11 protein-coding genes are annotated in these 13,705 nt (G+C 38.6%); 8 read left to right on the forward strand and 3 right to left on the reverse strand.

Annotated features, from left to right (window positions below; translation table 11 throughout):
- The 3 genes from ACLJX0_RS09640 to ACLJX0_RS09650 all read left to right on the forward strand — a co-directional run bounded on the left by ACLJX0_RS09640 (position 1) and on the right by ACLJX0_RS09650 (position 5,174).
- Positions 1-1,701, forward strand: coding sequence for a BACON domain-containing protein (locus ACLJX0_RS09640; protein WP_410880013.1), 1,701 nt, complete (start codon positions 1-3; stop codon positions 1,699-1,701).
- Positions 1,702-1,919: 218 nt separating this feature from the next.
- Positions 1,920-3,602 (forward strand): pseudouridine synthase, encoded by a 1,683-nt coding sequence (locus tag ACLJX0_RS09645; RefSeq protein ID WP_410880014.1) that lies wholly within the window; start codon positions 1,920-1,922, stop codon positions 3,600-3,602.
- A gap of 339 nt (positions 3,603-3,941) precedes the next feature.
- Complete coding sequence (locus ACLJX0_RS09650; RefSeq protein ID WP_410880015.1) at positions 3,942-5,174, forward strand: DUF445 domain-containing protein; 1,233 nt, start codon at positions 3,942-3,944, stop codon at positions 5,172-5,174.
- Here ACLJX0_RS09650 and ACLJX0_RS09655 read toward each other — a convergent pair.
- Both ACLJX0_RS09655 and hisS read right to left on the reverse strand, forming a co-directional pair.
- A complete protein-coding gene (locus tag ACLJX0_RS09655; RefSeq protein ID WP_410880016.1) occupies positions 5,166-5,651 on the reverse strand; it encodes a hypothetical protein in 486 nt (161 codons plus the stop codon). The two genes, ACLJX0_RS09650 and ACLJX0_RS09655, sit on opposite strands and share 9 nt — an antisense overlap.
- A gap of 171 nt (positions 5,652-5,822) precedes the next feature.
- A complete protein-coding gene (gene hisS, locus ACLJX0_RS09660; protein ID WP_410880017.1) occupies positions 5,823-7,193 on the reverse strand; it encodes a histidine--tRNA ligase in 1,371 nt (456 codons plus the stop codon).
- Positions 7,194-7,746: 553 nt separating this feature from the next.
- On the opposite strand from hisS, the gene ACLJX0_RS09665 reads away from it, so the two are divergent.
- Positions 7,747-8,988, forward strand: a complete 1,242-nt coding sequence (locus ACLJX0_RS09665) for an ABC transporter permease (RefSeq protein ID WP_410880018.1) — start codon at positions 7,747-7,749, stop codon at positions 8,986-8,988.
- Positions 8,989-9,023: 35 nt separating this feature from the next.
- Here the strand turns inward: ACLJX0_RS09665 and ACLJX0_RS09670 are convergent, their stop codons facing one another.
- A complete protein-coding gene (locus ACLJX0_RS09670; protein ID WP_410880019.1) occupies positions 9,024-9,521 on the reverse strand; it encodes a hypothetical protein in 498 nt (165 codons plus the stop codon).
- Between the two features lie 168 nt (positions 9,522-9,689).
- Between ACLJX0_RS09670 and ACLJX0_RS09675 the strand changes: the two genes are divergently transcribed.
- From ACLJX0_RS09675 to rpmH, 4 genes are all read left to right on the forward strand, one after another.
- Positions 9,690-10,286 (forward strand): hypothetical protein, encoded by a 597-nt coding sequence (locus tag ACLJX0_RS09675; protein ID WP_410880020.1) that lies wholly within the window; start codon positions 9,690-9,692, stop codon positions 10,284-10,286.
- A gap of 30 nt (positions 10,287-10,316) precedes the next feature.
- Entirely contained in the window at positions 10,317-12,566 is a 2,250-nt protein-coding gene (locus tag ACLJX0_RS09680) for a histidine kinase (RefSeq protein WP_410880021.1), read from the forward strand.
- Between the two features lie 3 nt (positions 12,567-12,569).
- The gene (locus ACLJX0_RS09685) at positions 12,570-13,202 is read left to right on the forward strand and encodes a response regulator (protein WP_410880022.1); all 633 of its coding nucleotides are present in this window, start codon (positions 12,570-12,572) and stop codon (positions 13,200-13,202) included.
- Between the two features lie 320 nt (positions 13,203-13,522).
- Positions 13,523-13,684, forward strand: coding sequence for a 50S ribosomal protein L34 (rpmH, locus tag ACLJX0_RS09690; protein WP_002990519.1), 162 nt, complete (start codon positions 13,523-13,525; stop codon positions 13,682-13,684).
- Positions 13,685-13,705: the final 21 nt, after the last annotated feature.

A 13,705-nucleotide genomic window follows, 5' to 3' on the forward strand; every position in this document is an offset into this window, starting at 1 on the left:
ATGAAAACACAGTCACTAAAACCTACTTTTATACTAGCCTACCTTTATGCCTGCCTGTTTTTATTCTTCAGTTGCAGTGCGGATGATAATCGCTACGGTTTTACGCCAACCAATCCCAATTTATCCCTTTCTTCCACAGAATTTGCCGTAGAGAAAGACAAAGGAGCGGTAGAAGTTGTTTTTGAAGCAAACCTACCTTGGCGCATTGAAAGCAACAGCAATTGGCTTGTACCTAACCTAGTACGTGGAGAAGCTGGAAAACACACCTTGCAACTAACCCATGACAAAAATCTTGCGCTAGAAGAGCGTGTGGGAACTGTAACGATTAAAATCACCGATGATAGTAAAGAAATTATTACCGTTAAACAGGCCAAAGCTAATCTGGATGATACCTTTACCCATTACTATGTCAAAGAAAATGGAACGGGAGATGGAAGCAGTTGGGAGCAAGCCACAAGTCTGACAAAAGCGTTAGAACTTGCCTTGAACAACAACGATGTTATCCATATAGCAGAAGGAAATTATCAACCCGAACACACGGAAAGCATCAGCAGTACCATGGACAAAGACAAGACCTTCTTTATTCAAACCAACCTAACGTTACTTGGTGGCTACTCCCAAGATGCGACAACAGGAGCTAAGGCTGATCCTACGCGTCAGACCATTTTATCAGGAAAGAACCAAAGTGTACACGTGGTTACGATATTTGCCCAAAAAATTGCAAACCTAGCCGTTACCCTGAAAAATATAACGATAACTGAAGGAAATGCAGATGCTGGAGCGAGTAATCTCAAAATAAAAGGGTATGATGTTCCGCGAGATCACGGAGCTGGAATCATCAGTATTGAGTCGAACGTTGTACTTGAAAACTGCCAGGTTATCCGCAATAATTCAGGACGACATGCAGCTGGAATTTACGCAGTTAAACAAAGTGAATGGACGATTTCTCACAGTGTTATCAATGAAAATATTGGTTTAAATGCCAATTCAAATGGAGGCGGTTTATTCTTAAACAACTCTAAAGCAAGCATTAGTTTTTCTGATATTTCCTTCAACAAAGCAGGAGGAGTTGCTGGAGGTATACAAACCTTAAACAATTCAGAAATTAACCTAACCAATGTGACCGTTACAAATAATCAAGCCAGAGCCAATGGAGGAGGAATTTACCATCGCGACAATTCAAAATCATTAATGCTTAATACCTACTTCTACAACAATGCGGCTACAGATGGTGAAGGAGGAGCCATTTCCACCCACAATGGGGCAATGCTCCATTTGATTAGTTCAACGCTCTACAAGAATGAATCCAATAAAAATTTCGGAGCGATAAACAACCAGGTCAACAATACCATTTACTTGTACAACAGTCTTGTGTTTGATAACCCAAGTGCAGCTAATACAAATGGAATTAACCCAGCAGGTACAACTACAGCAACGCAATCAGCAGTACACAACCAAATCTTTGGAGCTGAAAATGTAGTTATAGGTACGTTTACCGCTCAGGATTTAAACACCGCAGAGGCTCTAAAAATACGCCCAAATACAGCAACTAGTCCGCTTGCTACCCAAGGATTTAGCGTGGAAGAGCTAATGGAATTGCGCAATAGATTAGGTAGTACAGCTCCTATCGAAGTATTCACTTCGGATTTAGATGAACAATCTAGAGCAGAAAGTCGAACCATAGGAGCCTATCGCTTTTAATCGATAAATTACATTCTAATTATACTCTTTGCAACAAGAGGCTGTCCCTAAAGATAGCCTCTTGTTTTTTTGTGCTTTGCGCAGTTTGTTCTTTGTTCTTTGTTGTTTGCTCGTTTTTCATTAAATCCTCACCAAACCCTCACAATAATCAATCACCCAAAAAAGGCTTTTTTGTTCAGGGCGTAATATGTAATTTTGCAGCAAATAAATCCAAGACCATGTCCATTCCTGATGTAGCTTTTAGACGCTTTCAAGCCGATATCCAAGGTATTACTACGCCTGAAAAGTTTACTTTTCCCTTCTACTATGAACCTCATCCCTTGAGTATTATAGCTTGCGGAGAACTACAATGCGAGTTAGAAAAGAATGACGTATTCCTTCCTCTTTTTGATTCTTCTCATCCGCTGGGATTACCTGTGGGTAAAATGTTTGGGGTATTAATTGTGGAGAATCAAATGGGTGAATTGGGGTATTTACGTGGTTTTTCAGGCAAATTAGGCTCTTATACACATTTGGAAGGGTTTGTTCCTCCCGTATTTGATTTATGGAACAAAGACAGTTTTTTCATCAAAGAAGAAGCCGTTTTAAATGACATTAATGCCCAGATTGAAAAGCTACAACAAGACGATCTCTATCAAACTACCCAGGAAAGGCTACAACAGCAACTTACAGGGGAACATCAAGCGATAACGGATAAAAAAAAGGCACTCAAACAACTAAAAAACGAACGAAAATTACTGAGAGAAACGCAAGAAAAACAACTTACTTCACTTGAATTTGATGCATGTAATGAGGATTTAATCAAACAAAGTTTACGCGACAAGCACGAATTACGCGTTTTAACCGCCTATTGGCAAGAGCAAATTGCAGCTACTCAGCAGATAATTCGCGACTTTGAAGAGACAATTACCTCGTTAAAAGAAGAGCGAAAGCAGAAGTCTAATGCCTTGCAACGTCAACTTTTTCAACACTATCGCTTTCTCAACTACAAAGGCGAAGAACAAGATTTACTAGATATTTTTGAGGCAACAGCCCTACAACAACCTCCAGCTGCTGCAGGAGACTGCGCGGCGCCAAAATTATTGCAATATGCCTATCTCAAGGGATATAAACCCTTAGCCATGGCTGAATTTTGGTGGGGAGCATCGCCAAAATCTGAAATTCGAAAACACAAGCACTTCTACCCGGCTTGTAGAGGAAAATGTGAACCTATTTTAGGGCATATGCTTGGGGGATTAACTATAGATGATAATCCTTTACTCCTCAACCCTGAACTCCAACGTCCTCTTGAAATTATTTATGAAGATGAGGATTTTGCTGTAGTTAATAAACCAGAAGAGTTTCTAAGCGTTCCTGGAATTTACATTCAAGATTCGGTATATGAGCGCATGAAAATCCGCTATCCCAAAGCCACAGGTCCTATCATTGTACATCGCTTGGATATGGCAACATCAGGCATTTTAGTGATTGCTAAAAACAAAGAGGCTCACAAAGCTCTTCAAAGTCAATTCATCAAAAAAACGGTGACCAAGCGCTATATTGCTTTACTCGATGGCCTTGTGGAAGGAGAGGAAGGTGTAATCGATTTACCACTACGTGTCGATTTAGAAGATCGTCCCCGTCAAATGGTGTGCTTTGAATATGGGAAACCTGCCAAAACAAAATGGAAAGTTATTGAACGCAAAGACGGAAAAACCAAAGTATATTTTTACCCCATTACGGGTAGAACCCATCAGTTGCGCATGCACGCTTCTCATCCATTAGGATTAAATACCCCTATTTTGGGTGATGATTTGTATGGAACTAAGAGCAACCGACTCTATTTACATGCGGAGCAAATTGAATTTAAACATCCTACAACCTATGAAACCGTACGTTTTCAAGTGAAAGAACAGTTTTGATGGGTGGGGATTGGTGAGAGTTTGGTGAGGTTGGGTGAGATTGGGTGAGAGTTGGTGAGATTGGGTGAGAGTTGGTGAGAGTTGGTGAGATTGGGTGAGAGTTGGTGAGAGTTTGGTGAGAGTTTGGTGAGGTTGGGTGAGATTGGGTGAGGTTGGGTGAGGTTGGTGAGGTTGGGTGAGAGTTGGGTGAGGATTGGTGAGAGTTGGTGGGGTTGGGTGAGGATTGGGTGAGGATTGGGTGAGGTTAGTAAAAGCACAAAAAAACCAAAGAACGAACAACAAAAAAACAAAGAGCAACAAAAAAAACAAAATTCCGTATCTTTAACTAAAAACTACGGGATGGCGGATAAAAAAGCACAACTACAATTACACAAAAGAATTGCAACAGGTTTATTTTTAGCGATGGCGCTTGTCTATCTCGGTATGGTTTATCTGCTCAAAAATGCCCCAGCTAGTTGGATGGGCTATGTCAAAGCCTTTTCGGAAGCGGCTATGGTTGGTGCTTTAGCGGACTGGTTTGCGGTAACGGCTTTATTTCGACACCCTTTGGGATTAAAAATCCCCCATACGAACTTGATTGAAAACAAGAAAAATGACATTGGAGACAACTTGGGGAATTTTGTAACGGATAATTTCCTTACTCCTACGAGTATTCGCCCCTATATCAATAAATTAGAAATAGCGACTTTTCTCTCCAATTGGTTAAAACAACCCAAAAGCCAACACCTCATCGAACGCGAAGTAGGTTTTCTAATTCAGACGATTTTAACGGATTTAGATGAAAAAAAAATCATTGATTTTCTCACCCAAAAAGCACACCAAGGGATGGATCAAATTCAATGGCAAGGACTACTTGCACAAGGATTACAATTTGCTTTAGATCAAAACGAACACAACCGATTGATAACCTTGGTTCTTCCGAAAATTCAAGTGTATGTAGACGAACATCGCACAGAAATTTACGAGCAAATCATAGCGAAAAAACCCTTATTGGGCTTGATTGGTGGAAAAACGGTAACCAATCAGCTAATCAAAGGTTTACAAGCCTTTTTAGAAGATATTGAACAAGATGAACAACATAAAGTTCGCCAAGAAATTAGCCTGCAATTGCATCAACTGGCTCAAGATATTGCCTCTTCTCCAACCTGGAAAAACAAAATAAGTGAAACGATGCATCAATTTATTACAGAAGACATTATAAATCAATACCTTACTGATTTTTGGAAGAGCAGTAAACAAGCCATTTTACAACAGCTCGAAACAGTAGATTCTCCTTTGCGTGCTTATATTCGTCAGGCGATTCAATCTGTAGCAAAGAGTCTCGAACACGATCAGGAATTGCAACAGCGTTTGAATCAATGGACGCAAGTGACGCTATATCGTTTAGCCTTGCGCAATACCCAAGAAGTAGGAACGTTAATTCGCACTACCGTCGATCAATGGGATGGCCGTGAACTAAGTGACAAGCTGGAATTAGAAGTGGGGAAAGACTTGCAATTTATTCGAATTAACGGAACTTTAGTTGGAGGTTTGGTTGGATTATTGATTTACCTTCTCACCCAATTACTGTAAAGAAACAAAGCGATTGCGAATATGATCCGTCAACATTTTTTGAACTTGAGGATCGGATTCGGTTTGCTTTAAAAAATCAAAATAAGATAAAAGCTCTTGCGTTCGTTCTGGGGAAAGTTGAATATTCGCCGTACTCAAAAAAGTATCAAATGAAATATGAGCTGCACAAACGTAATCAAAGAGATAGGAACTCCCTCCTCTTTCTAGCAATTCTTGAGCAAGAATATGGTAGTTATGAAACACAGCAAAACTCACTTGAGCGACTTTGCCCAATTCAATAAACAAATCGCGAATCAGGTCTAGATTTACAGTGTGAATCTGATCACAGACAATACGAGCAATTTGCTGCCGAAAGATATAGTTTTCATCTTTGAACTTCGCGCCGAATTTGCCGTTCCATTTTAGTTCCAACCAATCGCGATCAGCTGGATTGTAATTTTCAATAAAGTTCTGGATTCCAACATATTCTAGCGACATACTACTTTTTTTAACTATTATTTTTCCCTGAAGCTAAGGTAAGACATATATTTTGGTAATGTTTTGAGTCTGAAAATTTTTTTTTAAGAAAATCAGAAGTAATCCGTCTGCTAAAAACAATAAAAAAAGCACAAAAAATTGTGCTTTTTTTATCTAATTATCTGCTTTTTTTTACTGTACCTTAGTTTTTAATTCTTCTATAGTAACTAGCTGTTGCTCACCCGAAGCTAAGTTCTTCAAAGTAAACTTCTGTTGTTTCATTTCTTCACTACCCGCTAATACCGCAAAAGGGATTCCCTTTTTATCGGCAAATTGGAACTGTTTCCCCATCTTAGCTGCATCAGGATAGATTTCGGTTTTGATTCCCGCTGCTCTTAATTGAGTTGCTGCTTGCATTGCATAGCTCATCTCTTCTTCCCCTAAATTTAAAAACATCACACGAGAAGAAGCTGTTACGGTTGCAGGGAACAGATTCAGCTCTTCCATCACCAAATAAATACGATCCAATCCAAACGAAATTCCTACACCACTCATGTCTTTCAAGCCGAAGATTCCCGTTAAGTCGTCGTATCTTCCACCCCCACCGATAGATCCCATCTGAACGGTTTCTGGAGCGCCAATTTCAAAAATAGCTCCTGTATAGTAGTTTAATCCACGTGCTAACGTAACATCCAAATTTAAATGAGCCGTTGAAAGTCCTATTTTCGCAATTTCCTTTCCTACAAAAGCCAATTCTTCTACACCTCTTGTTCCTTGTTCCGAAGAAGCTAATAGTTGCCCTAATTGCGTAATCTTATCTTCAAAACTACCTGTAAAGGCAAACAATGGTTGTACTTTTTCAATTGCCGCTGCTTCAATGCCTTTTTCAATCATCTCCTTTTTCACCCCTTCTTCTCCAATCTTGTCCAATTTATCCAAAGCTACTGTAAAGTCGATTAACTTATCGCTAGCGCCGATTACCTCTGCAATCCCCGCTAGTATTTTTCTGTTGTTTAGCTTAATGGTTACACCTTCAATACCCAAGGCTGTAAATACGCGATCATATAACAAAACAAACTCGACCTCTTGCCATAGCGATTTTGACCCAACCACATCGGCATCACATTGATAAAACTCCCTAAACCTTCCCTTTTGTGGGCGATCCGCACGCCAAACGGGTTGCATTTGATAGCGTTTAAACGGAAAATCTAACTCATTTTGGTGCATCACTACATAACGCGCAAAAGGAACCGTTAGATCATAGCGCAACGCCTTTTCAGAAATCTGATTTGTCAGTTTCAAGCTGTTCTTTTCTGCTAATAATCCTTCATCTACTTTACTCAAGTAATCTCCAGAGTTTAATATCTTAAAAATTAATCGATCTCCTTCTTCTCCGTATTTCCCTAGTAAAGTATCCAAGTTCTCAAAAGAGGGCGTTTCAATAGGATGGAAACCAAAATGCTCAAAATGATGACGGATTGTTTGCATAATGTATTGTCTTCTTGCTACTTCAATCGAAGAAAAATCTCTTGTCCCTTTTGGAATACCTGGTTTCTTTGCCATTTTTAATTAATTTTCAAATTATTTAACCCTACAAAAATAGACATTTTTTAATTAGAAATGGGGTATGGGAAAAGGGAAATGAGGAGTTATGGACAAGGGCTTTTGTTGTTTTGATTTTTGTTGTTTCACTTTTTTATTTTTTTGATCAAACTGTCTTTACCAAGGGACATTTTCTTTTAAAAATACTTCGACTTTGCTTCGGTCCTCCTCCAACAGTTCTTCGACCTTCCTCCAACAGTTCTTCGACAAAAGGCTATGTTTTCCAAGCATTCTCCAAGGAATCTCGAAGGAATCTCGAAGCACTTCTATTGCAGTTCCTTTTTTAAACTGGTTGTTCTCTGATCGGCTTAGCATTTGTTTTTTTGTAACAACACGCTACATTGAAAAAATTTCCCCTCTATGGCACTGATTTTATAGTTGTTTTAGTGTTCAATGAATCTACACTGCGTTTCAATTTCCGTGAGTTACGCATTACACATCGCCCATTACACATCACGCAATTTTTATTTATCTTTACTCGTAACATTTCACCTTTTTCAGCTACTTATTGAGCATGTGGAAAATAACGCTTGAAAATATAAAAATCGCGACGACGAGTATTAAGAGTCAACTGCTTCGTACCTTTATTACCGTATTTATCATTGCTATTGGGATATGGGCTTTGGTGGGGATTTTATCCGTAGTAAGCGCCTTAAAAAATACCATTCTAGCGGATTTCTCCTCTATGGGAGCCAATACATTTACCATTAGTCAATACGACACGGCAGGCCGAATAGCCAAAAATCAATCCACCCAGGTCGAAAACCCACCGATTACTTATGCAGAAGCGCAAGACTTCAAAGAGCGTTACAACTATCCTTTTGCAGCAGTTTCCTTGTCTTTTTCAGCAGCCACCAATATTGAAATTAAAAATGACTACATGAAGACCGACCCAGAAATTAGTATTGTGGGGTGTGATGAAAACTACCTTTCTAACAGTGGGTTATTAGTCGATCAAGGAAGAGGTTTAAGCTATACAGACTGTAAAAACAACCATTTTGTTTGTGTTGTTGGTTCTGACTTTGCTAAAAATATGTTCAAAGGACAATCCCCTATTGACCAAATCATTTCCATTCGCGGTTATAAATTTAAAATTGCTGGGATGCTTAAAGAACAAGGGAGTACCTTTGGTCAAAATGAGGATCAACGGGTATTTATTCCCATTCAAATTGCCCGAAATATATTCAATACGGCTAACATCAATTACACGATAAAAGTGGGAGTACTCCAAGAGGGCTTATTGAATCAAGCTATTGATCAAGCCAACTTAGACTTCCGAGTAAGTCGAAATTTAGCTGTAGTACAGGAATCAAATTTTGGTATTGAACGCAGTGATGATATGTTGCGATCCTTGGAGAAACAAATCGACATGTTGAATATTGCCGCTTGGTTGATTGGAATGATTACCATCTTAGGCTCATCCATCGCCCTGATGAATATTATGCTGGTTTCGGTAACAGAGCGCACCAAGGAGATTGGGATTCGAAAATCCTTAGGCGCTAAGCGAAAAACCATTGCCCAACAATTTTTTACGGAAACATTGATTATCGGTCAACTCGGTGGTTTAATCGGCACATTGTTAGGTGTTGGTACAGCCTATTTGATGACTTCTATCTTGCACTTTAGCTTTGCAATCCCCTGGTCGGCTATTTTGGCAGCCTTTATTACCACGCTAGTTGTAGCGGTTATTTCGGGTTTATATCCTGCCATTAAAGCGTCTAAACTAGACCCCGTAGAGGCCTTGCGTTATGAGTAAAAAAACACTGCGCAAGCAGTATGTTGAATTGATGGTTATTTTGGCATAAAACGATTGGGATCCTCGGTCTCTGGACGTCGTTCCCAACTAGGAGAACTTTGCTTCGGCTGTTCTTCCGCTTGTGTCTCTTTTGTAACTTGATGGGTAGCTGAATTTCCCGCCATACGCTCGCGCAATGCCTTATATCCTACCAATACAAAAGCAAGGACTGAAAGTGCAATCCCTATGAGAATATGATCTAACAGTGATACAATTACCCCAATAGCAATAAATATCAAACCTACATACTGCATGGGAATCCAAAATAAAGTATGCGTATTCTTTGAACGATACATTTGGTTTTCTTGTTCAACATAAAATAATTTTTCGGCATTCCATCGTGTCCCCAAATACCAAGTTAGCCAGCCTCCAATAACCAAACCTATCGCTAAGCCATGAACTTCATATTGCATGGGCGAAATAAGCGCAAATAAAACTGTAAAAGCAAATATAAGTAAGACACTTAAAATGCCTCGTCCTGACCAAATTATCATCGTATTAAAATTTTAAGGTTAGTAACCTTAAATGTAATACAAATAACCTTACGTTAATTTATATTAAAAAGCAAATTTTACCCCCCAACTTAAATTCATCATTTTTAGGGAGTACAATAAAAGGGCATATTGCCTACTTTTGTAAGCAACTAACAATCTATTTTATACATGAACAAATTTCTACTAACCCTTGCCCTTGGATTCAGTACCTTCATCTTTGTACAAGCCCAAGAACTTACCACAAAAAATATCTTGGTTAAACAGGGAAATACAACGCTGATCATCGATCAGAAAACACAAAACATCACGTTGAAACCCGAGCGTTTTAGCTTGGAGTTTTTAAATAAACCCTACCAAGACCGAAAAGAACTTTTTTATGCAGCCAAAGTATTGGTAACGGATAACAGTAGCGTAGAAAATATATATGAATCTCAATCCTTTGATGATATTGCGTTTTTTAGTCCAGGTACTGGCTTTGCGGCAACTTTTAATCAGCAACACAGCTTTCCTTATTTAAGTGAAGATGGACATCAATATTTATATTATGCCTCAGACAGCGATAAGCGAATCAACAGAATAGGTCAACAAAAAGAATGGGATATCTACCAGTGGAGTCTGGACGGCGTAACCATTGACGGGGACGAAATCGCTTGGAAAAACTACCGCATTGGCGAATTATACCTTTATTTTGTAGTTGATCGCAATTTAAACAATCGAATTGATGCTGATGAGCATCATTTAATTCGAATTCAATTTAAAAAATAACGAACTTCGTTCGGCTCTAAGTATTTATTCATGTCGTATACTTGTAAAAATGTGCTATTCTACTGTTTTTTGTTTTGGGCAATCCTCTTGTGTTGTGCAGGATCTCCAGCCTATGGACAAGATATAATAGCAACCTATAAAGAGCAATACGACAAGACTGCAGCTGGAAGTGCAGCGCGATTTGATGTCGTAGGTAAATACGCCCAAGCGCTCTTCTTTCAAGAAAGAGAACAAGAAGCCACTCAATTAATAAAGGAGAACATACGCATCGCCGAAAAGCAAGAAAATAAAACCCATGCGGCCTATCTCTATGCTATTTTGGCGATGAATGCTCAACTGAATGAGAATACAACTGAAGCCCATCGGACCATCAAAAAGGCGTTGGAATATAGCCAATCTATTGATGCAGATGAAATCAAAGCCTATGTTAACTACTGTCAAGGCTGGCTGTACGTTCGCGACAATCAGGAAGCCAAAGCGGTACAGTCGCTCTTAACAGCCGTTTCACTTTATGAAAAAGCACCGCAATCACCGACAAAATTAGGTCGATTATCTGCCACTTATAAAGAGTTAACCAGTATATACGCCAGCTGGGACGACTATGAACTACAGGAAAAGTACAGCAAATTAACCTTGGATATTGCCATTAAACAAAATAATCCCAATGCTCTTTTTGATGCTTATATGATGATGGGGTATTTGTATGAAAGCGAATTTGCTCAAAATACCCACAATATTTATGCCCGTGACTTAGCGGAAAACTACTATAAAAAAGCCATTAAGACCTATGAAAAAAATCAAGAGGTCATTCCCTTTCGTTCAGATTTAGCTTTTGTAGCCAATAATTTAGCTAGTCTATATCTGCGTGCTTTTCCTAAGCCCTACAACGAGCAAGCGATGTTCTATGCTAATTTAGCTTTAGCGCAAGCCAAAGAAACCCATCAAATCAACTTTCAAGCCTCTTCTTTTGGTGTTTTAGCTGAAATTGCACTACAAGAAGGAGATACCCAAAAAGCAACCTCCCATCTGCTCTCTGCTTTAACGGCGATTAACAGCACACATTTACCCGATAAAAACACCTTGCTTTCCATTTATGAGAGTTTAACCCAGCTCAATGAAAGAGAAGAGAATTACCTCGGTGCTCTTCATTTTCAAAAGCTGTACCTGCAAACCTATCAATCCATTTACAATCAAGATAAGCTCGAAATTAGCCGACGTTTAGAAGCGCAATACGAGAAGGAGCAACAAAAACAACAGTTGTTGACCTTGCAATTAGCCTCGGAGAAGAAAGAGCAGCAAATTCAATTGATGCGAACACTCGGTTTACAACAGCAACAGGAGTTAGAGAATTTAAAACTATCCGAAGAAAATCAACGAAAAAGACTAGAAATTAGCCAACTAGAAACCGAAACCCATGCACAGGCGCTTAAATTATCTCAACTAGAGAATGACAATAAACTTTTAGATATTCAACATTTTAAGAAAACCTTGTCCTACCAAGAGAAGGTCAATACTTATTTTTTAGCACTAGCTGCTGTATTTGCTATCCTTCTCTTTGTCCTTCTTTATGTGTACAAGCAACGCACCAAGAGCATGAAGCAACAAAGAGCGCTGTATAATTTAGCCTTAGAAAAAGAGAAACAACATGCAAAAATTGCAACACTAACTGCATTGTTAGATGGACAAGAACAGGAGCGTTCTCGCTTAGCTCGGGATTTACATGATGGTTTAGGAGGATTACTTTCTGGGACGAAAATTCAGTTGAGTACCCTCTACCATAAAATTGCAGAAGGCAATAAACTAGAGATGGCTAAATCCATGGAGCACTTAGATAATGCCGTGGATGAACTCCGACGTGTGGCTCACAATCTAATGCCCGATCTCTTATTGAAATATGGTTTAGAAGAGGCTCTAAAAGAATATGCCAATCGCATGTCGACCGATCAATTGGATATTGATGTCCAATTTTTGGGTTACACTCATACGTTGGCTCAAGATAAACAATTATTGGTCTATCGCATTATTCAAGAATTAGTAAATAATGCCTTAAAACACGCACATCCCCAACAAATTATTATTCAATTCGTAGAAAATGAGACCTCCTATATGGTTACCATTGAAGATGACGGTTGTGGTTTTGACCTTACTCAAGTACAACAAACTAAGTCCGCAGGTTTACACAATATCCAATCCCGTGTTCAGTTCCTCAAGGGAGAATTACACCTTCATTCCGAATTAAACCTAGGCACAAGTATTGATTTTCAATTCCCAAAACAATAAAACATGATAAAAGTAGCGCTGACAGACGACCATCCTTTATTACTAGAGGGGTTAAAAAACATTCTAAACAAGCAAGAAAACATTCAAGTGACGGGTTGTTATCCTTCGTTAGAAGCTTTGCAAAAAGGACTAAAGAAGAATCCCATCCACATCTTATTACTCGACATTAATTTAGAAGATATCAACAGTTTGGATTGGATTAAACCGCTAAAGAAAAAATACCCCGACATGCAAATCATCATGTTAAGTGTACACAATGAGTATGCAGTCATCAACAGTTCCCTACAAGAAGGAGCTTCAGGATACATACAAAAGAATGCGTCTGTAGACGAGATTGTACAGGGAATTTACGCGGTATACAACCAGCAATCCTTTCTGTGTTCCCAAACTCAAGTAGTACTAGAGAAAAAAAACAAAACAGGCCTAAATACCATTCCCAAACTCACCCGACGTGAAAAAGAAGTATTACTCGAAGCCGCTCAAGGGTTGACGACCCAGCAAATTGCCGATCGTCTCTTTATCAGTACCCATACGGTAGATAGTCACCGCAAGAATTTAATTGAAAAATTTCAAACCACCAACCTAAGTACCGTTATCACCTTGGCTATTGAATATGGTTTGATTAAAAAGGCCTAATCCCAAAAAACACTGTTGATTATTTTTTGACAGAATAAAAGATTTTTAATTTTCTTAACAAAAAAAGCCGTTTTATGCGCTACAAAACAACGCTTTTCTGTCTTTAAGAAAATATTTTTCTTATCTTTGGTAGTTTCACGGGATTCTTTTTCCTTTAAAATAGGGAAAAACAAAGCCTGAATCGCAAGTTTGTAAAAATATTTTACAAAAAGACTTTGTAAGAATCAAATGACTTTATATATTTGCACTCGGTTTTGGCGCAAGTATATCAAAGCTGAATTTTTTGAGAAGTAAAATACTAAGATTTAAAGATAAACGCAATGAGCAAGAGAACGTTTCAACCTTCAAATAGAAAAAGAAGAAACAAACATGGTTTCATGGAAAGAATGTCTACTCCTAATGGTAGAAAAGTATTAGCTGCTAGAAGAGCTAAAGGAAGACATAAATTAACTGTTTCTTGTGAAACAAAACATAAGCATTAATGTTTTGATCAAAATATAAAT

The sequence above is a fragment of the Myroides sp. DW712 genome, assembly GCF_046557355.1.
In the GTDB taxonomy this organism is placed as follows: Bacteria; Bacteroidota; Bacteroidia; order Flavobacteriales; family Flavobacteriaceae; genus Flavobacterium.

Bases quoted from the DNA above. Each gene is read 5' to 3' on its own strand.
- ACLJX0_RS09680 (WP_410880021.1), top strand. From the start codon at position 10,317: ATGTCGTATACTTGTAAAAATGTGCTATTCTACTGTTTTTTGTTTTGG.
- ACLJX0_RS09645 (WP_410880014.1), top strand. From the start codon at position 1,920: ATGTCCATTCCTGATGTAGCTTTTAGACGCTTTCAAGCCGATATCCAA.
- ACLJX0_RS09670 (WP_410880019.1), bottom strand. From the start codon at position 9,521: ATGATAATTTGGTCAGGACGAGGCATTTTAAGTGTCTTACTTATATTT.
- ACLJX0_RS09650 (WP_410880015.1), top strand. From the start codon at position 3,942: ATGGCGGATAAAAAAGCACAACTACAATTACACAAAAGAATTGCAACA.
- ACLJX0_RS09685 (WP_410880022.1), top strand. From the start codon at position 12,570: ATGATAAAAGTAGCGCTGACAGACGACCATCCTTTATTACTAGAGGGG.
- ACLJX0_RS09675 (WP_410880020.1), top strand. From the start codon at position 9,690: ATGAACAAATTTCTACTAACCCTTGCCCTTGGATTCAGTACCTTCATC.
- ACLJX0_RS09640 (WP_410880013.1), top strand. From the start codon at position 1: ATGAAAACACAGTCACTAAAACCTACTTTTATACTAGCCTACCTTTAT.
- ACLJX0_RS09665 (WP_410880018.1), top strand. From the start codon at position 7,747: ATGTGGAAAATAACGCTTGAAAATATAAAAATCGCGACGACGAGTATT.
- hisS (WP_410880017.1), bottom strand. From the start codon at position 7,193: ATGGCAAAGAAACCAGGTATTCCAAAAGGGACAAGAGATTTTTCTTCG.
- rpmH (WP_002990519.1), top strand. From the start codon at position 13,523: ATGAGCAAGAGAACGTTTCAACCTTCAAATAGAAAAAGAAGAAACAAA.
- ACLJX0_RS09655 (WP_410880016.1), bottom strand. From the start codon at position 5,651: ATGTCGCTAGAATATGTTGGAATCCAGAACTTTATTGAAAATTACAAT.